16 protein-coding genes are annotated in these 20,588 nt (G+C 65.6%); 3 read left to right on the forward strand and 13 right to left on the reverse strand.

The window, feature by feature from the left end:
- Window positions 1–4: 4 nt before the first annotated feature.
- Complete coding sequence (locus PVA39_RS22665) at window positions 5–1,618, forward strand: 5-oxoprolinase/urea amidolyase family protein (protein ID WP_274125990.1); 1,614 nt, start codon at window positions 5–7, stop codon at window positions 1,616–1,618.
- Complete coding sequence (locus PVA39_RS22670; RefSeq protein WP_274125992.1) at window positions 1,615–3,345, forward strand: acetyl/propionyl/methylcrotonyl-CoA carboxylase subunit alpha; 1,731 nt, start codon at window positions 1,615–1,617, stop codon at window positions 3,343–3,345. Before PVA39_RS22665 ends, PVA39_RS22670 begins: the two co-directional genes overlap by 4 nt.
- 120 nt (window positions 3,346–3,465) lie before the next feature.
- On the opposite strand, the gene trpE is transcribed toward PVA39_RS22670, so the two are convergent.
- The 12 genes from trpE to PVA39_RS22730 form a co-directional block, all read right to left on the reverse strand.
- Window positions 3,466–4,944, reverse strand: coding sequence for an anthranilate synthase component I (gene trpE, locus PVA39_RS22675; protein WP_274125994.1), 1,479 nt, complete (start codon window positions 4,942–4,944; stop codon window positions 3,466–3,468).
- 208 nt (window positions 4,945–5,152) lie between these two features.
- Entirely contained in the window at window positions 5,153–5,833 is a 681-nt protein-coding gene (locus PVA39_RS22680) for a phosphoglycolate phosphatase (protein WP_443201005.1), read from the reverse strand.
- Window positions 5,830–6,504, reverse strand: coding sequence for a ribulose-phosphate 3-epimerase (gene rpe / locus PVA39_RS22685; RefSeq protein WP_027904865.1), 675 nt, complete (start codon window positions 6,502–6,504; stop codon window positions 5,830–5,832). Before rpe ends, PVA39_RS22680 begins: the two co-directional genes overlap by 4 nt.
- Before the next feature lie 232 nt (window positions 6,505–6,736).
- On the reverse strand, window positions 6,737–8,116 hold the full coding sequence (locus tag PVA39_RS22690) for a hypothetical protein (protein ID WP_274125995.1): 1,380 nt from the start codon (window positions 8,114–8,116) through the stop codon (window positions 6,737–6,739).
- Between the two features lie 82 nt (window positions 8,117–8,198).
- Complete coding sequence (locus PVA39_RS22695; protein ID WP_274126036.1) at window positions 8,199–9,347, reverse strand: iron-containing alcohol dehydrogenase; 1,149 nt, start codon at window positions 9,345–9,347, stop codon at window positions 8,199–8,201.
- Window positions 9,348–9,525: 178 nt separating this feature from the next.
- Entirely contained in the window at window positions 9,526–10,893 is a 1,368-nt protein-coding gene (locus PVA39_RS22700; RefSeq protein ID WP_274125996.1) for a sigma-54 interaction domain-containing protein, read from the reverse strand.
- Window positions 10,894–11,043: 150 nt separating this feature from the next.
- The gene (locus PVA39_RS22705) at window positions 11,044–11,871 is read right to left on the reverse strand and encodes an ABC transporter permease (RefSeq protein WP_274125997.1); all 828 of its coding nucleotides are present in this window, start codon (window positions 11,869–11,871) and stop codon (window positions 11,044–11,046) included.
- 17 nt (window positions 11,872–11,888) lie between these two features.
- Window positions 11,889–13,136 (reverse strand): ABC transporter permease, encoded by a 1,248-nt coding sequence (locus PVA39_RS22710; protein WP_093507256.1) that lies wholly within the window; start codon window positions 13,134–13,136, stop codon window positions 11,889–11,891.
- A 115-nt stretch (window positions 13,137–13,251) separates the two neighbouring features.
- Window positions 13,252–14,286 carry an ABC transporter substrate-binding protein gene (locus PVA39_RS22715; RefSeq protein WP_274125999.1) on the reverse strand — a complete coding sequence of 345 codons (1,035 nt, stop codon included), beginning with the start codon at window positions 14,284–14,286 and terminating at the stop codon, window positions 13,252–13,254.
- 44 nt (window positions 14,287–14,330) lie between these two features.
- On the reverse strand, window positions 14,331–15,440 hold the full coding sequence (locus PVA39_RS22720) for an ABC transporter ATP-binding protein (protein ID WP_027909741.1): 1,110 nt from the start codon (window positions 15,438–15,440) through the stop codon (window positions 14,331–14,333).
- 217 nt (window positions 15,441–15,657) lie between these two features.
- Window positions 15,658–16,287 carry a response regulator gene (locus PVA39_RS22725; protein WP_274126001.1) on the reverse strand — a complete coding sequence of 210 codons (630 nt, stop codon included), beginning with the start codon at window positions 16,285–16,287 and terminating at the stop codon, window positions 15,658–15,660.
- The gene (locus PVA39_RS22730) at window positions 16,284–18,704 is read right to left on the reverse strand and encodes a PAS domain-containing sensor histidine kinase (protein ID WP_274126002.1); all 2,421 of its coding nucleotides are present in this window, start codon (window positions 18,702–18,704) and stop codon (window positions 16,284–16,286) included. Before PVA39_RS22730 ends, PVA39_RS22725 begins: the two co-directional genes overlap by 4 nt.
- Window positions 18,705–18,841: 137 nt before the next feature.
- On the opposite strand from PVA39_RS22730, the gene PVA39_RS22735 reads away from it, so the two are divergent.
- A complete protein-coding gene (locus tag PVA39_RS22735; RefSeq protein ID WP_274126003.1) occupies window positions 18,842–19,816 on the forward strand; it encodes an alpha/beta hydrolase family protein in 975 nt (324 codons plus the stop codon).
- A gap of 12 nt (window positions 19,817–19,828) precedes the next feature.
- On the opposite strand, the gene PVA39_RS22740 is transcribed toward PVA39_RS22735, so the two are convergent.
- Window positions 19,829–20,587 carry a DnaJ domain-containing protein gene (locus tag PVA39_RS22740; protein WP_274126004.1) on the reverse strand — a complete coding sequence of 253 codons (759 nt, stop codon included), beginning with the start codon at window positions 20,585–20,587 and terminating at the stop codon, window positions 19,829–19,831.
- Window position 20,588: the final 1 nt, after the last annotated feature.

Consider the following 20,588-nt stretch of genomic DNA (forward strand, 5'->3'; position numbering starts at 1 on the left):
GCCCGTGCGTTTTCTCCCAGCCAACCTCGATACGCTGCTCGTCGAACTGCAGGATCTCGACGAAACCCTGGCGCTGTTCGACGCGCTGCAGGCCGAGCCTATCGCCGGGGTCGAGGAAATCGTCCCGGCGGCCCGTACCCTGCTGATCCAGTATCGGCCCAGCGCCATCGAGCGCCAGGCGCTGATCGACGATCTCGCCCGCCGCGACCTGAGCCGGCGCAACGCCCGCGAGAGCCGTCGCGTGGAAATCCCCGTGCACTACAACGGCGAGGACCTCCACGAGGTCGCCGGGCTGCTCGGCATCAGTCGTGAAGAAGTGGTGCGCCGCCACACCAGCGCCGATTACGAAGTGGCCTTCTGCGGCTTCGCCCCCGGCTTCGGCTACCTGGCCGGCGGCGCCGACTTCCAGGTGCCGCGCCGGCAGACTCCGCGCACGCGCATTCCCGCCGGCGCCGTGGCCCTGGCCGGCAATTTCAGCGGTATTTACCCCAAGGCCAGCCCCGGTGGCTGGCAGATCATCGGCGTCACGCCGCTACAGATGTGGGATTTGGGCCGCGACGAGCCGGCCCTGCTGCGCCCCGGCTACAAGGTGCGCTTCCAGGATGCCGGCCCACTGCCGGCTGGCGGTTTGCCAACGCACGAGCAGCCAACTGCCGGTGAGACGCCAACCGGCGCTTATCTGGAAATCCTCAGCCCCGGCCTGCAAACGGTGCTGCAGGACCTCGGTCGCGCCGGCCATACCGACCAGGGCGTGTCGATGTCCGGCGCGCTGGATCGTGGTGCCCTGCGCGCCGCCAACCGCGCAGTGGGCAACGACTCGGCCTGTGCCTGCCTGGAAGTGGTGCTCGGCGGCCTGAGCTTCGTCTGCCACGGCCGCACCCTCATCGCCGTCAGCGGTGCGCAGACGCCCGTCACCGTGACCACCGCCAGCGGCCTGCAGTGGCAGCCGAGCACCTATCAGCCCATTGAACTGGATGACGGCGACCGCGTCAGCCTCGGCGCGCCCCAGGCCGGGTTGCGCAGTTACCTGGCGATTCGCGGCGGCTTTCAGGTGGCGCCGGTGCTGGCCAGTTTGTCCTACGACAGCCTGGCCCAGGTCGGCCCGCCGCCGCTCAAGGCCGGCGACCGGCTGGGTTTCGAGACAATCAGCGCCGGTAGCAGCGTATCGACGAGCGAAGGCCCGGCTTTCCAGCTACCCACCGCCAGGGACATCATCACCCTGGATGTGGTGATGGGCCCGCGCAGCGACTGGTTCACCCCGGCGGCCATCGAACGCCTGAGCAGCCAGCTGTGGCGCGTCACGCCGCAATCCAACCGGGTCGGCATTCGCCTCGAGGGCGAGGTGCCGCTGGAGCGCTGCAACCATGCCGAGTTGCCCAGCGAAGGCACCTCACTGGGCGCCATCCAGGTGCCCGCCAGCGGCCAGCCGGTGCTGTTCCTCGCCGACCATCCGCTGACCGGCGGCTATCCGGTGATCGCCGCCGTGGCCAGCCACCACCTGGATCTGGCCGGGCAAATCCCCATCAACGCGCAGATCCGCTTCAACCCGATCGAGGCGTTCGTCGAGCTCGAGCCCGACGCCTCCCTTCTCACTGCCGATGCGAAGAACCAACCATGAAAAAAGTCCTGATCGCCAACCGCGGTGAAATCGCCGTGCGCATCGCCCGCGCCTGCCGCGACCACGGTGTGGCCTCCGTGGCCGTGTACGCCAATGCCGATATCGATGCCCTGCACGTGCGCCACGCCGACGAAGCCTATGGGCTGGACGGCGAGCGCCCGGCCGACACCTACCTGAACATCGAAAAATTGCTGGCCATCGCCAAGCGTGCCGGCGCCGATGCCGTGCACCCCGGCTACGGTTTTCTCTCCGAGCGCGCCGACTTCGCCCGTGCCGTACAAGGCGCCGGGCTGATCTGGATCGGCCCGAACCCGGACACCATCGACGTGCTCGGCGACAAGGTCGAGGCCCGCAAGCTCGCCCAGCAGGTCGGCGCGCCCCTGGTGGCCGGCACCCCCGGCCCGGTGCAGAGCGCCGCCGAAGTGCTGGCCTTCGCCGAGCAGCACGGCCTGCCGATCGCCATCAAGGCCGCGTTCGGCGGCGGTGGGCGCGGCATGAAGGTCGCCTGGCGCATGGACGAAGTGGCCGAGCTGTACGCCTCGGCGGTGCGTGAAGCCGAGGCCGCCTTCGGCCGCGGCGAATGCTTCGTCGAGCAGTTCCTCGATCGCCCGCGCCATATCGAAGCCCAGGTGATCGCCGATAGCCACGGCAACGTCGTGGTGGTCGGCACCCGCGACTGCTCGCTGCAACGTCGAAACCAGAAGCTGGTGGAAGAAGCGCCAGCGCCTTTCATCACCGATGAGCAGCGCCAGCGCATTCATCAGTCTGCCCACGCCATCTGCGCCAAGGCCGGCTATGTCGGCGCCGGCACCGTGGAATACCTGCTCAGCGCCGATGGCACCCTGTCGTTCCTGGAGGTGAATACCCGCCTGCAGGTCGAGCATCCGGTAACCGAGGAGACCGCGGGCGTCGACCTGGTGATCGAACAGCTGCGCGTCGCCGACGGCCTGCCGCTGTCGCTGCGTGAAACGCCGACACCGCGCGGCCACAGCTTCGAGTTCCGCATCAACGCCGAGGATGCCGGCAAGGGCTTCCTGCCCACCCCCGGCAAGATCAGCGAATTCCGCGCCCCGAGCGGCCCGGGCGTGCGCCTGGACAGCGGCGTGGAAAGCGGCTCCAGCGTGCCTGGTACATTCGACTCGATGATGGCCAAGCTGATCGTAACCGGCGCCACCCGCGAGCAGGCCATCGCCCGCGCGCGCCGCGCCCTGGCCGAGTTCCAGATCGACGGCATCGCCTCGGTGCTGCCCTTCCACCGCGCGGTGATGGATCACGACGATTTCACCGGCGGGCACTTCGCCGTGCACACGCGCTGGATCGAAACAGACTTCGCCGAGCAGATCACCCTGGCACCGCGCACCTTGCCGGTGGCCGGCGAGGCGGTGCTGCGTACCTTCATCGAGATCGACGGCAAGCGCCACGAACTGGGCCTGCCGAGCGCCCTGCTGCAAGGCCTGGCGCCATTGGGCGGTAACACTCAGCCAACGCCTCAAGCCGCTGCGCCGGCTGCCGAAGAAGGCCTGGTCAGCGCGCCGATCTCCGGCAACCTGCACGCCTGGCTGGTCGAGGACGGCGCTCAGGTCAAAGCCGGTGAGGTGATTGCGGTGATGGAAGCCATGAAGATGGAAACCCAGGTCACCGCCCCGGCGGATGGCACCCTGCGCACCCGTGAACAGGCTGGCGCCTATCTGGACGCTGGGGCGGCGTTGGCCAAGCTGGAAGGCTGAGTATCGATGCGCTCCACCCAGGCTACAGAGGCCGAAGTAGCCTGGTGTTGAGCGCAGCGATACCCAGGAAGCGAAAACGAAAAGGGCAGCCTAGGCTGCCCTTTTCGCTGTCCACTCGGATCAGAGCGAGCCCTGCTCCGCCAGGGCCACGGCCTTGAACATGGCGCGGCGCTTGTTGAGGGTTTCTTCCCATTCCAGCGCAGGCACCGAGTCGGCGACGATGCCGGCGCCGGCCTGCACGTGCAGCTCGCCGTCCTTGATCACCGCGGTGCGGATGGCGATGGCGGTGTCCATGTTGCCGTTCCAGGCGTAGTAGCCGACTGCACCGCCATAGACGCCGCGCTTGACCGGCTCCAGCTCGTCGATGATTTCCATCGCACGGATCTTCGGCGCGCCGGACAGCGTGCCGGCCGGCAGGATGGCGCGCAGGGCGTCCATCGAGGTCAGGCCCTGTTTCAGCTCGCCGGTGACGTTGGAGACGATGTGCATGACGTTGGAATAGCGCTCGATGACCATCTTCTCGGTCAGCTTCACCGAGCCGATTTCCGAGACGCGGCCGGTATCGTTGCGGCCCAGGTCGATCAGCATCAGGTGCTCGGCGACTTCCTTGGCGTCGGCCAGCAGGTCCTGCTCCAGCGCCAGGTCCTGTTCCTCGGTGGCGCCGCGCGGGCGAGTGCCGGCAATGGGGCGCACGGTGACCAGGTTGTCCTCGACGCGCACCAGCACTTCGGGCGACGAGCCGACCACGTGGAAATCGCCGAAGTTGAAGAAGTACATGTAAGGCGTCGGGTTGATGCAGCGCAGCGCGCGGTACAGATCAATGGGCGCGGCCTTGAAAGGGATCGACATGCGCTGGGAAATCACCACCTGCATGCAGTCGCCGGCCAGGATGTAATCTTTGATGGCATCCACCGAGCGCTCGTAATCCTCGCGGCTGAAGCTGGAACGGAACGCCGGCTCCGCCCCCGCCGGCTTGTTCAGATCCACGCCCAGGCGCGGCGTGAACGGCTGACGCAGCTTGTGCAGGATGTCCTGCAACTGCTGCTGGCCACGGGCGAACGCATCGGCCTCGGCCGGATCGGCCAGGACGATGGCGTGCATTTTGCCGGCCAGGTTGTCGAACACCACCACCGCATCGGAGACGTTGAGCAGGATATCCGGCGTGCCCAGCGCGTCGGGGTTGACCCCAGCGGCCAGTTTGGGCTCGACGTAACGCACGCTGTCATAGGCGAAGTAACCGACCAGGCCGCCATTGAAACGCGGCAGACCGGCGATGGTCGGCACCCGGTAACGGGCCTTGAAATCCTCGACAAAGGCCAGCGGGTCGGCACATTGGTGGCGCTCGACTTCCACGCCGTCGGTGGTGATCACCACCTCGTGGCCATGCACGCGCAGCACGGTGCGCGCCGGCAGGCCAATGATCGAGTACCGGCCCCATTTCTCGCCGCCCTGCACCGATTCGAGCAGGTAGGAGTTGGGCGCGTCGGCGAGCTTCAGGTAGATCGACAGCGGGGTGTCGAAGTCGGCGATGGTTTCGCAGGCGAGCGGAATGCGGTTGTAGCCTTCGGCGGCCAAACGCAGGAATTCTTCGTGGATCATGATCAGCCTCGTGGCATGAGAAATCGGTCGGGTGCAAACGGGCCGCGCGCAGCGGCAGGGAATGTCAGGCGCGCCAGCGCCAACGGGCCAGGGCCTTGATGACTTTCATCCAGAGTTTGCAGGTGACCGCCACGGGAGCATCTCGAAGAGGGGGAAACAACGAGCGGCCAAGGTAGCGCAGCCGCTCGACGCAAGCAACCGATTGCCGCTACAGCAGCTCGGCCATGCTATCGACCACCAACTGCGGCTCTTCCTCGGCGATCGGTCGACCGTGGTTATAGCCGTAGCTGACCGCCACGCAGGGCACACCGGCGGCGCGAGCGGCGAGTACGTCGCTGCGCGAATCACCGACGAACAGCGATTGCGCGGCCGTCACCCCGGCCAGGCGCATCACCTGCAGCAAGGCCGCCGGGTCAGGCTTCTGCTGCGGCAGGGTATCGCCACCGATGATCCAGCGGAAATAACCACCCAGGCCGACCTGTTCCAGCAGCGGCGCAACGAAACGCTCCGGCTTGTTGGTCACCACCGCCAGCTCGACGGCGGCGGTGCTCAGGGCTTCGAGCAGTTCATGCACGCCGGGGTACAGGGTGATCAGCTCGTGGCAGTCGGCATAGATATCGAGAAAGCGCTCCAGCGCCTCTTCGGTTTCAGCCTCGCCCACCGCCGAATGATCCAGGCCACCGGCCAGGGCGCGACGCACCAGCACACGGGCGCCATTGCCGACCCACTGGCGCACCCGCTCGACACCGACAGGCTCGCGCCCCAGTTCGACCAGCATGCGGTCGACGGCGGTGGCCAGGTCCGGCACCGAGTCCACCAGGGTGCCGTCCAGATCGAACATCACCAGGCGCGGCAGCTCACCGGCACACAGCGCGCGCAGCGGTTTCATCCACGCACCTGGGCCAGTTCGGCGCGCATGGCGTCGATCACCGCCTTGTAGTCCGGCTGGTTGAAGATCGCCGAGCCGGCGACGAAGGTGTCGGCGCCCGCTTCGGCGATCTCTCGGATGTTCTGCACGTTCACGCCGCCGTCGATTTCCAGGCGGATCTCGCGGCCGCTGGCGTCGATCAGCGCACGGGCTTCACGCAGCTTGTCGAGAGTGCCGGGGATGAACTTCTGCCCGCCGAAGCCGGGGTTGACGCTCATCAAGAGGATCATGTCGACCTTGTCCATCACGTACTTGAGCACGTCCAGCGGAGTGGCCGGGTTGAACACCAGGCCGGCCTTGGCGCCGCCGCTCTTGATCAGTTGCAGGGAGCGGTCGACGTGCTCGCTGGCTTCCGGGTGGAAGGTGATGTACGACGCGCCGGCTTCGATGAAGTCGCCGATGATGCGATCCACCGGCTTGACCATCAGGTGCGCGTCGATGGGCGCAGTGATGCCGTACTTGCGCAGCGCCGAGCAGACCATCGGGCCGATGGTCAGGTTGGGCACGTAATGGTTGTCCATGACATCGAAATGCACGATGTCCGCCCCGGCGGCGAGTACGTTGTCCACTTCCTCACCCAGGCGGGCGAAGTCGGCGGAAAGGATCGACGGGGCGATGGCGAAGGGTTGCATGGCGCACCTCTGAGTGCTGGGTCACGGTGGCGCGCATTGTACTCGCTGAACGTGACACTGCCAGTGTGGCCGATGGTCGTAGCGTTTTGCGTCAGCCTGGAAATGAAGCCTGGCGTTAACCGTGAACACGGCACTCCGTAGCCTGTGGTTGAGCGCTGCGATACCCAGGTCGCTCCCGGGTGTCGCTGCGCTCGACCCGGGCTACCTCCGACTCAAGCTCTCGCTCCAGCGATCACTCGCCGGGTGGCAGGTCCTTGGTAAAGGTTTGGTCGTTCTCGCCACGGACCATCTGCGCCCCGTAGATCAGCGCACACAGGCCGACGCCGATGGCGAAAGCCCAGCCGGCGCCCTTGATCGCCAGTACCGCGCCGATCACACCGGCGATGCCCAGGTCACGCTGGCTGCGCGCTTCCATGATGCCCAGGCGCACGCTGACGTAGCCCTGGATCAGCAGGGTCAGCGCCAGCGCCACGCCGAGAATCGGCTGCAGCAGGGTGACCACCGGCAGCAGCAACAAGCCGGTGTTGGTGCCCCAGCGGAACGAACCGACACCACCGTAGATGGACTTCATCGCCTGGGCGCCGCCCTTGAAACGCTCGGTGATCACCACCTGCATGGCCGACCATTGTGGGCCGCACATGGCCACGTCCGGGCCCAGAATACTCATCAGGGCGTTGCGCCCGCCAAAGATAAGGTGCGAACGGTTCGGGTTGAAGTCGACCTTCTCGTCACTGCGGATATGGTCGGCCTCGGAGAGGATCGCCCTGGCGCCGAGCACATCGCCGAACACCACCAGGTAGGCGGCGAACACGGTGGGAATGGCGGTGACGAACATCATCAACGGCGGCATGCCGAGGCCGAACACCGTGTACTCGTTCCACAGGGTGACGAAGTCCGGCTTGCTGATGCCCCACTCGATGTTCGGCCACGGCGCCTCACCGAAGATCGGTGCGACGAACACGGCCAGCAGGATGATCGGGAAGATGCCCAGCTTGGCGAAGTTCCACCAGAAGCGGCTGCGCTTCTTCAGTTGCTGGAAGTGCAGGGAGAACACCAGGTAGAAGGCGATGCCGACGGCGATGGAGATGGTCCAGGGGAAGGCGTCGAAGCGCCCGCCTTCCTTGAACACGGTCACCACCGCACTGAGGCCGGCGCCCATGATGATCCCTGCCTTGAGCGCCGAGGGCACCAGCGACACAACCTTGCGCGCCATGCCCGTCATACCCAGGCCGATGGAAAATATTCCCAGCATCAACTGGAAGGCGATCAGCGCATGCACCCGCTCCGGGCCCTCCGGGAACTGGCTGCAGTAGGCCATCAGCAGGGGAATCGCCGGGGTGATCCAGCCCGGCACTACCGGGTCGCCCAGCAGGTGGTGGGTCAGGTACAGCAGGCCATTGAGCATGACCACCGCCAGCGCCACCTCGAAGGGCATGCCGAGGAATTCGGTCATCAGCGGAATCGCCGCCAGGTCCACCGCGCACATGAGCAGGCCCTGCATGTAGTCGGAGAGCTCGAAGCGGTAGTGAATGAAAGGCAGACGTACCTTGAACGGCCCCACCGGCCAGTAGGGGGCTTCGACGCCCAAGTCTTGTTGATGCAGTTCGGACATTTAAATCACCAATCTTATTAGAGTTGTAAGCAGCAAGCCCCGGGCGTGGCCGGGGCTATTGGTCAGCGGTTGTGAAAAGGGATCAGTAGGCGGCGCGGTAGATCTGCTCGATATCACCGGCGGTCAGGCGCCGCGGGTTGTTGCGCATCAGGCGATCGATCTTGCTGGCCTCCTCGGCCATGGCCGGGATGGCGTCCTCGGGCACGTTGAAGCTACGCATGCCCTTGGGAATGTCGACGCTGGCGCACAGCTCGGCCATGGCCTCGACGGCCAGGTCGGCGGCGGCCTTGTCGCTCAGACCATGGGTCTGCACGCCCAGAGCCGCGGCGATCTCGGCCATGCGCTCGACGCAGGCCAGTTTGTTCCAGGCCATCACGTAGGGCAGCAGCAAGGCGTTGCTGACCCCATGGGCGATGTTGAAGCGTCCACCCAGCGGGTAAGCGAGCGCATGCACGGCGCCGACACCGGCGTTGCCGAAGGCCATACCGGCCATCAGGCTGGCGGTGGCCATGTCTTCGCGTGCCTTGATGTCGGCCGGGTTGGCGTAGGCCTTGGGCAGCGCCTTGGCGATCAGCTTGATGGCGCCGAGGGCCAGGGCGTCGGTGATCGGCGAGGCATTCACCGACAGGTAGGATTCCACGGCATGCACCAGGGCATCGACGCCACTGGCGGCGGTCACGCTGCGCGGGCAGGTCAGGGTCATCACCGGGCTGACCAGGGCCACATCGGGCAGCAAGTAGTCGCTGACGATGCCTTTTTTCAGCTGCGCCTGCTTGTCCGACAGGATCGACACGTTGGTCACTTCCGAGCCGGTGCCGGCGGTGGTCGGGATGGCGATCAGCGGTGGGCCCTTGCGCTTGACCTGATCGACGCCGAATAGCGTCTCCAGGGCGCCGTCATGGCCGACGTAACCGGCAACCGCCTTGGCGATGTCGATGGCGCTGCCGCCGCCGACGCCGATCAAGCCATCATGGCCACCGTCGCGATACACCTTGGCGCAGGCCTCGACGATGGCGATCTCAGGCTCCGGCTCCACACCATCGAAGATGCCATAGGCACGCTCGCCGAGCTGCTGGAGCACGTGATCCACAGTGCCGGATTTGATCAGGATGGCGTCGGTGACGATCAGTGGGTTGGTGATGTTCAGACGGGGCAGTTCGTGCGCCAGTTGCTCGACGGCGCCCTGGCCAGTGAGCAGCTTGTTGGCGATCTTGAAGGCGGAGGTAGTCATCATCAGGGCCCTTTTGTGCATTGTGAAAACTGGACGGGTTCGGGCCTGTCATAGCGAGTCCTGTGCCAGTTGAGCGAAACCCTTGCCGCGCAAGGGCTGCGTCGATCCGCCACAGGTGCGGGGCGTTCAGCCTTGATCAGAAAATGGATCAGAAAAGCCTGTTTGATCCATTTTTCAATCAGCCTTGTTCCCAGCGTTTCATCTTCTGCACCAGGGTCGCCTGGCTGAGGCCGAGGGCCTTGGCGGCCTCGCGGGTAGTCTTGTGCTGTACCAGGGCCTTGCGGATCAGCCGCCGCTCGAGCTGCTCCACCTGCTTGCGCAATGGCAGGCCGTCACCGCTCGCATCCGCCGCAGTCGTGCGCATTTCCTCGGGCAGGTCGTACAGTTCGACGGCCTCGCCAGCGCAGGTAACCACCAGCCGCTCGACCAGGTTGATCAGCTCGCGGATGTTGCCGGGCCAGGGGTAATCGGTGAGAGCATCGAGGGCTTCCAGCTCCCAGGTCAGCGCGCGGCCATAACGGCCGTTGAATTCGGCCAGGTAGAAGTCCAGCAGTGGCTGGATCTCGTCGGGCCGCTCGCGCAAGGCGGGGATATGGATGGGCACCACGTTGAGGCGGTAATAGAGATCGGCGCGAAAGCGCCCATCGGCGACCATCTGGCGCAGGTCATGGTGGGTGGCGGTGATGATGCGCACGTCCACCTCCTTGAGCTCCAGACCGCCCACCGGGATGAAGCGGCTCTCCTCGATCACCTTGAGCAGCTTGACCTGCAGGGCCAGCGGCAGGTCGCCGATCTCGTCGAGAAACACCGTGCCGTGATGGGCCAGCTCGAGCAGACCGCGCTTGCCCTTGCTGCCGGCGCCGGTGAAGGCGCCTGCCACGTAGCCGAACAGCTCGGCCTCGATCAGGTTCTCCGGCAGTGCACCGCAGTTGAGCGCCAGAAACGGCTGGGCCGCGCGCGGGCTGCTCTTGTGAATGTACTGGGCGATCAGCGTCTTGCCGACGCCGGTTTCGCCCTGCAGCAACACCTTCACGTCGCTGGCGGCCACCTGCCGGGCCTGGGCGAAGATCCGCCTCGAGGCCGGGTGATTGGCCACCGGCGAGGCGTGGAGCAGATCGTCGCGTTGGCCGGCATGCAGTTTCGCGGTGCTGCTGCGCAGCTCCTTGAGTTGCTGCAACTCGTCACGCTCGTGCTTGATGCGCAGCAGCTCGGTCATGTCGCGCACCGTGCTGACCACATAACGCACCTGGCCCGTGGCATCGAGAATCGGCGTGCCACTGACCAGCAGGCGCTTGCCCTGGCTGACGCTCTGCATCAGCGACAGGGCGCGACCCTCCTTGAGCACCCGCAGGGACACCGACTGGGAGATCACGCCCTGCTCCACCAGCGCCTGCATGTGCTGGCCGACCACATCCTCGCTGCGCAGACCGGTCAACCGCTCGTAGGCACCATTGACCTTGAGGGTGATGCCGTCGGCATCGGTGATGTAGACGCCGTCGTGCAGCGCATCGAGCAATTCGCGAAAACTGGGATCGTTGAAATCCATGGGCTTTCCAGAGGCAGGCACAAGATCCGGCAGTGTACTCGCAGACACCACAGGTATGACCAAGGGCCGCCAGCGAGCCGGTGATGGCGGCATAAAAAAACCGCCGCAACCCAAAGGGCTGCGGCGGCTACGGCTACGCCGCGAAAACGCTTATTCGCTGATCTGGGTGCGCATCTTCTCGCTGCGCCCACGCAGCCATTCCAGGGTCAGCAGCAGGAGGATCGAGAAGCCGATCAGCAGAGTCGCCGCGGCGGCGATGGTCGGGCTGAGGTTCTCGCGGATACCGCTGAACATCTGCCGTGGCAGGGTGACCTGCTCGGGGCCGGCGAGGAACAGGGTGACCACCACCTCATCGAACGACGTGGCGAAGGCGAACAGCGCGCCGGAGATCACGCCCGGTGCGATCAGTGGCAGGGTCACCCGGCGGAACGCGGTGATCGGCGAGGCGCCGAGGCTGGCCGCCGCACGCACCAGATTGTAGTTGAAACCCTGCAGGGTCGCCGACACGGTGATGATCACGAAGGGCACGCCGAGTACCGCGTGCACCACGATCAGCGACAGGTAGCCGTTGGCCAGGCCCAGCGGTGCGAAGAACAGGTAGCTGGCAACGCCGACGATGACCACCGGCACCACCATGGGCGAGATCAGCAGGCTCATCACCAGCGCCTTGCCGCAAAACTCCGAGCGGGTCAGGCCAATGGCCGCCAGGGTGCCGAGAATCATCGCCAGCACGGTCGCCGCCGGGGCGATGATCATGCTGTTCTTAAGGGCGCGCATCCAGCCAGCCGAGCCGAAGAAGTCCTCGTACCAGCGCATCGAGAACCCTTGCATCGGGTAGATCAGAAAGGTGCCGGAGTTGAACGACAGCGGCACGATGACCAGGATCGGCAGCACCAGGAACAACAGCACCAGGCCGCAGAGCAGGCGCAAGCCGTAGTACCAGGCGCGCTCAACAGGAGACATGTAAGGACTCAGCATTTTCTAATCTCCGTTCGTTAACCCAGACGCAACCGACCCGCACCCACCAACCAGCTGTACACCACGTAGAGCAGCAGCGTGGCGACCAGCAGCAAGCCGCCCAGCGCGGTGGCCATGCCCCAGTTGATGGTGGTGTTGGTGTAGAAGGCGACGAAGTAGCTGACCATCTGGTCGCTCGGGCTGCCGAGCAGCGCAGGCGTGATGTAGTAGCCGATGGACAGGATGAACACCAGCAGGCAACCGGCACCAACACCGGCCAGGGTCTGCGGGAAGTACACCCGCCAGAAGCTGGCGAACGGGTGACAGCCCAGGGAAATCGCGGCGCGCATGTAGGTCGGCGAAATGCCTTTCATGACGCTGTAGATCGGCAGGATCATGAACGGCAGCATGATGTGCACCATGGAGATGTACACCCCGGCGCGGTTGAACACCAGCTCCAGCGGCTGGTCGATCAGCCCCAGCTTGATCAGCGCCGTGTTGATCAGCCCGCCGGACTGCAGCAGCACGATCCACGCCGCCACGCGCACCAGGATCGAGGTCCAGAACGGCAGCAGCACCATGATCATCAGCAGGTTGCCCTGGCGGGTCGGCAGGTTGGCCAAGAGATACGCCAGCGGATAGGCCAGCGCCAGGCAGATGGCGGTGATCACCGCGCCCATCCAGAAGGTGCGGGCGAAGATGTCGAGATAGATTGCCTGGTCCGGGGTGGTCTTGACCACGGCGCCGGAGTCGTCGACGCGATGATCCAGCGCAGCGAGCAGGTAGTAGGACGTCCACGAGCTGCTGTTGCGGCGAATCACCTGCCAGTAGGCAGGGTCGCCCCAGCGCTCGTCGAAGGATTCCAGCGCATCCTTGTAGGAAGCAGGCTCGGCTTCGAACGGCAGCGAGCGGCCGGTCTTGGCCAGCAGGCTGCGGTAGCCGGCCAGCTCCATGTTCAGGCGCTTGGACAGATCGCCCAGCTTCTGTTGTTCGCGGGCGTCGGCCAGGTCCAGCGCCAGCGCCTTGTAGACCGGCTCTTCGGGCAGGCCGCGGCCGTCCCAGCTGTCGATGGCTTCGACGGTGCGCGGCAGCGAGCCGACCACGTCCGGGTTATCCACGCTGCGGTTGAGCAGCGCCACGATCGGCACCAGAAAGGTGAAGACGAGAAACAGCACCAACGGCAGGATCAGGGCCTGGGATTTCAGGCGATTCATCCGCTCGGCGCGCGCCAGCCGCTGCTTGAGCGTAGGGCCGGCGACCTCGGCATTGGGCACTGCTAGGGCCATGGGGATAACTCCGGTGAAGCCAATAAGAATTCGGGGGTAAAGCCGGGGCGCCGATACGCCAGCGCTCCGTGAAGCGAAGGGGCAAGGCGCTCACGCCCTGCCCCGCTGCGCGCCGTTACTTGGCGGCCCAGGCGTTGAAACGCTGCTCCAGCACTTCGCCGAAGTCGGCCCAGAAGGTCACGTCCATGGCCACCTGGTTGGCGATGTTCTGCGGAGCGGTCGGCAGGTCGGCGGCGACCTTGGCGTCGAGCAGGTCGACAGCTTTCGGATTCACCGGGCCGTAGGCGATGTTTTCCGAATAGGTCTTCTGGTTTTCCGCCTGCAGGGTGTAGGCGATGAACTTCATGGCCTCGTCCTTGTTCTTCGCGCCCCTCGGGATGGCCCAGGCGTCGAAGTCGTAGATGCCACCGTCCCATACCACTTTCAGGCTGCTGCCCTCTTTCTGGGTGGCAGCGATGCGGCCGTTGTAGGCCGAGCTCATGACCACGTCACCGGAAGCGAGGTACTGCGGCGGCTGAGCACCGGCTTCCCACCACTGGATGTACGGCTTGAGTTCGTCGAGTTTCTTGAACGCGCGCTCCTGGCCGTCCTTGCTCGCCAGTACCTTGTAGACGTCTTTCGGCGCGACGCCGTCGGCCATCAGGGCGAACTCGAGGGTGTACTTGGCGCCCTTGCGCAGGCCGCGCTTGCCCGGGAATTTCTTCACGTCCCAGAAATCCGCCCAGCTGGTCGGCGCGGTGCTCAGCTTGTCGGCGTTGTAGGCCATGACGGTCGACCAGACGAAGAAGCCGACGCCGCACATCGACGCCGCGCCCGGCACCAGGGCTTTCTTGTCGCCGACTACCGCGTAGTCGATCTCTTCGAACAGGTCTTCGTCGCAACCACGGGCCAGTTCGGGGGACTCGACCTCGACCAGGTCCCAGGACACGCTGTTGGTGTCGACCATGGCTTTGACCTTGGCCATCTCACCGTTGTACTCGCCGGCGATGATCTTGCCGTTACCGGCCGCTTCCCACGGCTGGTAGTAGGCCTTGACCTGGGCGTCCTTGTTGGCGCCACCGAAGTTGATGACGGTGAGGTCTGCAGCGTGAACCTGTGCAGCGCAAACCAGGCCCAGTGTCAGCGCGGAAAGGGAGAATATCTTCGACATTTTTATGTTGGCTCCAAGTGCTGTGGTAAAGCGCAAAACGCCGATCATTCCGCCGACAGCGGATCGAGGGCGCGAACGTGCTCGACCTGCCAGCCGAGCGGGATCACATCACCGACCGCGAGCCCGGGATCGAGCTCGGCAATCGGCTGTTTGACGAAGAAGTCGGTCTTGCCACAGACCTCCAGGCGCACGCGCACGTGGTCGCCCAGGTAGATGAATTCCGATACGCGGCCGGAGAAGCGGTTGTCGCAGCCCTCGGCGGCGGTATTGAGACGAATGCGCTCCGGGCGGATCGACAGGCTCACGGCATCACCCGGTTGGCCGACGTTGACGGCCAGGGCCTGGACCTTCTCGCCCCGGCCCAGCTGTACGGTGCAGGTGTCGCCCGTACGCTCGACGAGTTCGCCGGCGAAGCGGTTGTTCTCGCCGATGAACTGCGCCACGAAGGTGTTGCGCGGCGACTCGTAGAGATCGCGCGGCGGGGCGATCTGCTGGATCTCGCCCTGGTGGAACACGGCAACGCGGTCGGACATGGTCAGCGCTTCGCTCTGGTCGTGGGTCACATAGACCACGGTCACGCCCAAGCGCTGGTGGATGTGCTTGATCTCCATCTGCATGTGTTCGCGCAGCTGCTTGTCGAGCGCGCCGAGCGGCTCGTCCATCAGCACCAGCTGCGGTTCGAACACCAGGGCGCGAGCCAGGGCTACACGCTGCTGCTGGCCACCGGAGAGCTGCGCCGGGTAACGGCCGGCGAAGGCGTCCAGCTGCACCATGGACAGGGAGCGTTTGACCTTCTCGCCGACGTCGGCCTTGCTCATGCCGCGCACGCTGAGCGGGAAGGCCAGGTTCTCGGCCACCGTCATGTGCGGGAACAGGGCGTAGTTCTGGAACACCATGCCGATGTCGCGCTTGTGCGGTGGCACGTTGTTCAGGCGCTTGCCGGCCAGGGTGATCTCACCGGCGGTGGGCGTCTCGAAGCCGGCCAGCATCATCAGGCTGGTGGTCTTGCCGGAGCCGGACGGCCCGAGCAGGGTCAGGAACTCGCCCTTGCGAATATCCAGATTGAGATCTTTGACGATCAGGTTCTCGCCGTCGTAGCTCTTCTGCACGCCACGAAAGCTGACCAGGATGTCGCTCGAAGAAGTGTCGCCCATCACCGCACCTGCCTGTTGTTCTACCGTGCCCCAAGACTAGAACCGGCGTTAGAACCTGGAAATCGGGCGTGCTGACACTTTGCTATAAGGCAGGCGGAAAGGCGCTTGTAGGGCAATCCCTACAGCGATGTCGCGATTGGGTAAGTATCGGCGCTACGGTGACGGCAGCATGCAGTGCCGCGCAGCAGAGCATGTCGCGAATGGATATGAGGCGTGCTCAGATCAGCTTGTGCTCGACCGCGTAGCGCACCAGATCGGCCACCGAATGCAGATTGAGCTTCTGCATCAGACGCGCCTTGTGGGTGCTGATGGTCTTGCTGCTGAGTGCCAAATGGGCGGCGATCTCGTTGACGCCCTCGCCCTGCACCAGACGCTCGAACACCGAAAACTCGCGCTCGGAGAGCAGCGCGTGGGGCGGTCGGGAGTCGGTCAGGCCGACCTCGAAGACCATGCGATCGGCCAGCTCGGGGTCGATATAGCGCCCGCCGCCAGCGACCTTGCGGATCGCGGTGAGCAGCAATGCCGGGTCGCTGTCCTTGGTGGCATAACCCGCCGCACCGATCTTCAGGGCACGGGCGGCCATCTGCGCCTCGTCGTGCATCGACAGCACCAGAATCGCCGGAGCCTGGCTCAACGCGCGAATCCGCGGAATCGCCTCCAGGCCGTTGACGCCAGGCATGGAGATATCCAGCAGCACCACCTCGCACGACGTGTGCCGCAGGGTTTCCAGCAACTGCTCGCCGTTGCTCGCTTCGCCGACCACCTGCAGGTCGCGGGCCATGCCGATCAACTGCTTGATGCCCTCGCGGACGATGGTGTGGTCTTCGGCTACCAGTACTCGGATCACGCGTTTGGCCTCTGTTCGATCATCGGGTCGCACTCGCTCAGCGGCACCCGCACGCGCAACAGAGTACCTTCGCCAGGCCGGCTGTCGAGGTTCAATTGTCCGCCGAGCATCAGCACACGCTCACGCATGCCGACCAGGCCGAAGGAGTCGGCGCGCACGCCGGCCGGGTCGAAACCCCGCCCATCGTCACTGATCGACAGGCACAGGCTGTCGCCCTGCAGCTCCAGACGCACCGTCACCGTGTGCGCATGGGCGTGGCGCATGACGTTGGTCAGCGACTCCTGAAGGATGCGAAACAACCCGGTGGCCTTGGCGTCGCTCAGCGGCGGCACGTGTTCGGGCACCTCGACCAGGCAGGGCAGCTGCGTGCGCGCTTCGAAACGCCGCGCCTGCCATTCGATGGCCGAGGCGATACCGGCATCCAGAATCGGCGGGCGCAGGGCGGTGGCCACATCACGCACCAGCTGGAACAGGTTGGCGATCAGCTTCTTCATGTTGTCCAGCCGCTCGCGCAGGCCGGGGTCGAGGTCGGCGAAGCCCAGCTCGCACATCGAGGTTTCCAGCTTGAGCACGGTGAGCACCTGACCCAGCTCGTCGTGCACCTCGCGGGCGATGCGCGCCTTCTCTTCCTCGCGCACGCTTTCCAGGTGCGCAGACAGATCGCGCAGGCGCGCCTGGGATTCGGCCAGCGCCAGTTCGTTGCGCTTGTTATCGCTGATGTCCCAGACCACGCCGTCCCAGATCACCCGGCCATCGGCCAGGCGCCGGGCCATGGCCTTGATATCGACCCAGCGCGAATCCCCTGTGTGGGTAAGCATGCGGCCCTGCCAGTGCCAGTCGCTGTCGCTGTCGAAGGCCTGGTCCTGCACGCGGTGGTAGTCGGCCTTGTCGTCCGGGTGCACGAGGCTGCGCAGGCCGTGATCGGGCGCCAGCAGGGTCGCCGCACGATAGCCGACCAGGCTCTCGCTGCCTTCGCCGATAAAAGCAAACAGCGCCGGATCACCGGGCCGCGTCCGTTCCAGGCGAAACACTACGCCCGGCACGTTGGCGGCAATGCCCTGCAGACGCGCCTCGCTCTCCTGCAGCGCGGCCAGGGCGCGGCGGCGATCGGTGACATCGGTGATGAACACCACCAGGTACTCGGTATCGCGGTACTGCAAAAAGCTCAGCGACACGTCGACCGGCAGACGGCTGCCATCGGCGCGCAGGCATTCGGTCTCGAAACTCGGAGGGCGCTCGTCCCCTTTACGTGCCAGGCGCCACAATTCGAGCCAGCGGTCCATGCTCATGCCCGGCTCGAAATCGCTCAGTGGTCGGTCCACCAGCGCGCCGCTGCGGTAGCCGAGCATCGCCTCCGCAGCCTGGTTGGCGTAGCGCACGTGGCTGTCCCAGTTGACCCAGAGGATGCCGACCGTGCTGTTGTCGATGGAGAACTGCGACAGGCGCAAGGCGTCGCGGGCAATCTCGCGCAGCTCCACCTCATGGCGCGCGGCCAGCAGGCGAAACTCCAGGGTGTCGCGCTGGCGCCGCAGCCACCACGCCAGAAGCAGGGCAAACACCAGCAGCAGGCCAAGCAACAGACTGCTCGCCCGCCAGAAACTCGCCGAGCTTTCCTGCTGCAGGTAGCTGGGCGGCAGCCAGCGATTGTGCAAGTCATCCAGCTCCCGCGCCGAAACGCTGCGCAAGGCGACATCAACGATGCCTGCTAGCTCCGACCTATCGCGCCGAGTGGCCACGCGCAGCAGCTGCGGAAAGCCGATATCACCGACGATGGCCAAGCCGAGGAACTCCGGCTCGCGGGACAGCCGGCCCAGCTGGGCTTCGTCGAGCACCGCATAGCTGGCCTGCTGATTGACCACCCGCTGCAGCGCCTGGCGTGGCGTGGCGGTGACGTCCAGCTTGAGCCTTGGGTAGTTGCTGCGCAGGTAGTCGAGCACAGCATCGGAGCCTTTCAGGGCGACCGGTGCACGACCATCGAGCTGCTCCAGATCGACCGCGCCGCCGCCATCGCGCTCGCCGATCACCAGGTTCGAAACGCGCAGAAAAGGGTCGGAAAACAGCCAGTGGCGCAGGCCGGCTGGTGTCTGGCTGAGCCCCGAAGCCAGGTCGATCTGATCGCTACGCAGCGCCTGCTCCAGCTCCTCAGGCGTCTGGAAGGTGCGCCAGCGCACCTGCGTGCCCATCTGCGCGGCAAGGGTATTGACGATCTCCACGTTGGCGCCGGTCAAACGATGCAGGCGGCGGTCGAGCTGAGCATAGGGCGGCTGTAACACCACGCCTGCACGCAGCACCGGGTTGGCGGCGAGCCACTGCTGCTGGGCGGCGTCGAAGATCCTCGCCGGTGCCACTGGCGGCTCATCCGCCCACAGCGTGGCGGGGATGCTCAGGATCAGAAGAAACAGCCAACGCAGGATCATGCACGAACACCAGAAACGAATCGGAAGCCACCATGCTGAACACGGGACGGCACTGGCCGCATTAAGCACCATCAGGATCTGACAAATCCACGACAAGTGATTAGGCTGCCTTGCATCGAATACTTCCAGGCCTTGCCATGACGCGCCTTCGCCACCTACCCCGCTACGCCCTGTTTCTGACCCTGCTGGCCAGCGCGCTGGCAGCGCACGCCGAACAAAGCCCACCTGCCGATGCTGCCGACAAGAACGCGGCCAAAGCCGAGCAGCGCGCGCCACTTGCCGAGCGCAGCGATCTGGAAGCCTCGGCCCTGGAACGCCAGCTGGCAGCCAGCGAACAGCAGCAGCTCGACGCTGCCGGCACCACCTTTCTTGCCCTCTGGCGGCCCGCCAACGACCCGGCCCCCATGGGCGCGGTGATTCTCGTGCCAGGCGACGATGAAAGCGCCGACGCGCCGCCGACCGTCGGACCAGTGCGCCGCAAGATTCCGGACGCCGGCTGGCACAGCCTGAGCCTGACCCTGCCAGATCCGCAGGGCGCCAATCTGCCGGTGCGTAAACCAGAGGCACCGGCCAGCGGTGACAGCAAAGCTACCGAGCCCGCTGCCGAAAAGGCGCCGGAACCCGCTGCGCCGGAGCCAGCCACACAAGCACCACCGCCTGACGCCGAAGCAGCCCGCGCCGCACACGTCGAGCGAGTATTCGCCCGTATCGATGCTGGCATCGCTTTCGCCAGTCAGCAGCAGGCCAAGGTCGTGGTGCTGCTCGGCAACGGCAGCGGCGCCTACTGGGCGGCGCGCTATATCGCCGAGCGCAAACCCGCCAACGTACGCCATCTGGTGCTGGTCGATGTGAGTCAGCCGGAGGGCTTCGACGCGCCGTTCAATGATCTGCTGGGGCAGCTCACTGCCAAGGTCGGCGACTTCTATTACCGCGACACGGCAGCCGCGCGGCAGGCCGCCCTGGGGCGCAAGCAGCTCAGTCAACGGCAAAAACAGCCTGAACTGGTACAGATTGCCCTGGACGCCATGCCAGGCAACCCGGATGTCGCTCAGGAGCAGCTGTTCCGTCGCCTGCGTGGCTGGCTGGACAAGCATGCCGGCGGCGCCAAGTAGCCGCCGAGACGCTTAGCGGAAGCCGCGGCGCTGGCGGATCAGCGCATAGGCGTTGTGCAGTTCGCGGGTCGCCTCCGTGGCCTCGCGCACCTTTTCCGGGGCCGCACCGCTGCCCGCCAGCTTGTCGGGATGGTGACGACTGAGCAGGCGTCGATAAGCCTTCTTGATCTGCTGCACCTCGCTGTCAGCCGACACACCGAGCAGGCGCAGGGCCTGCTGATAGCTGTCCGCAGCCGCGGCCGGCGGACCACGGCGCGGTGAATAGGCGTCGCTGAATGCCTCTTGCGCTTCGACGGCGACCCCCAGCCACTTGCCCCATAGCAGGATCAGCTCGCGTTCGGCCTGGCCCACCTTGCCGTCGGCCCAGGCCATGCGCCAGCAGGCACGCAGCAGTTCCTGTGCCTCGCCACGGCGCCGCAGCAGCGGGCCACGCAGGTTGTCCTGGCCGGTCTTGCCCCGCGAGAAGGCTTCGATGGCCGCCGCCCTTCCGGCATCGCCCAACGCCAGGCGCTGCATCTCGGCGCGGGCCTGGCGGATGTGCGCCTGCTGCACCCAACCATCGCTCTTGGCCAGACGACCGAGCATGACGAACAGCAGGTTACCGTCAGCGACAGCGCGCTTGCCGACCAGTTGCTCGCCTAGTGTTTTCCAGCCACGCAAGCCCAGGCGGCGATCCAGAACCTGGCCAAGCAAGCCACCAAGCAGCAGACCGGGAATGCTCGCCAGGGCGAAGCCGGCCAGCGCCCCCACCAACGTCAGCGGCCAGTACATA

It is taken from the genome of Pseudomonas sp. CNPSo 3701, from assembly GCF_028674975.1.
Lineage (GTDB): Bacteria > Pseudomonadota > Gammaproteobacteria > Pseudomonadales > Pseudomonadaceae > Aquipseudomonas > Aquipseudomonas straminea.

Coding starts and splice junctions, on each gene's coding strand:
- PVA39_RS22670 (WP_274125992.1), top strand. CDS start 1,615: ATGAAAAAAGTCCTGATCGCCAACCGCGGTGAAATCGCCGTGCGCATC.
- trpE (WP_274125994.1), bottom strand. CDS start 4,944: ATGATCCACGAAGAATTCCTGCGTTTGGCCGCCGAAGGCTACAACCGC.
- PVA39_RS22680 (WP_443201005.1), bottom strand. CDS start 5,833: ATGAAACCGCTGCGCGCGCTGTGTGCCGGTGAGCTGCCGCGCCTGGTG.
- rpe (WP_027904865.1), bottom strand. CDS start 6,504: ATGCAACCCTTCGCCATCGCCCCGTCGATCCTTTCCGCCGACTTCGCC.
- PVA39_RS22690 (WP_274125995.1), bottom strand. CDS start 8,116: ATGTCCGAACTGCATCAACAAGACTTGGGCGTCGAAGCCCCCTACTGG.
- PVA39_RS22695 (WP_274126036.1), bottom strand. CDS start 9,347: ATGACTACCTCCGCCTTCAAGATCGCCAACAAGCTGCTCACTGGCCAG.
- PVA39_RS22700 (WP_274125996.1), bottom strand. CDS start 10,893: ATGGATTTCAACGATCCCAGTTTTCGCGAATTGCTCGATGCGCTGCAC.
- PVA39_RS22705 (WP_274125997.1), bottom strand. CDS start 11,871: ATGCTGAGTCCTTACATGTCTCCTGTTGAGCGCGCCTGGTACTACGGC.
- PVA39_RS22710 (WP_093507256.1), bottom strand. CDS start 13,136: ATGGCCCTAGCAGTGCCCAATGCCGAGGTCGCCGGCCCTACGCTCAAG.
- PVA39_RS22715 (WP_274125999.1), bottom strand. CDS start 14,286: ATGTCGAAGATATTCTCCCTTTCCGCGCTGACACTGGGCCTGGTTTGC.
- PVA39_RS22720 (WP_027909741.1), bottom strand. CDS start 15,440: ATGGGCGACACTTCTTCGAGCGACATCCTGGTCAGCTTTCGTGGCGTG.
- PVA39_RS22730 (WP_274126002.1), bottom strand. CDS start 18,704: ATGATCCTGCGTTGGCTGTTTCTTCTGATCCTGAGCATCCCCGCCACG.
- PVA39_RS22735 (WP_274126003.1), top strand. CDS start 18,842: ATGACGCGCCTTCGCCACCTACCCCGCTACGCCCTGTTTCTGACCCTG.
- PVA39_RS22740 (WP_274126004.1), bottom strand. CDS start 20,587: ATGTACTGGCCGCTGACGTTGGTGGGGGCGCTGGCCGGCTTCGCCCTG.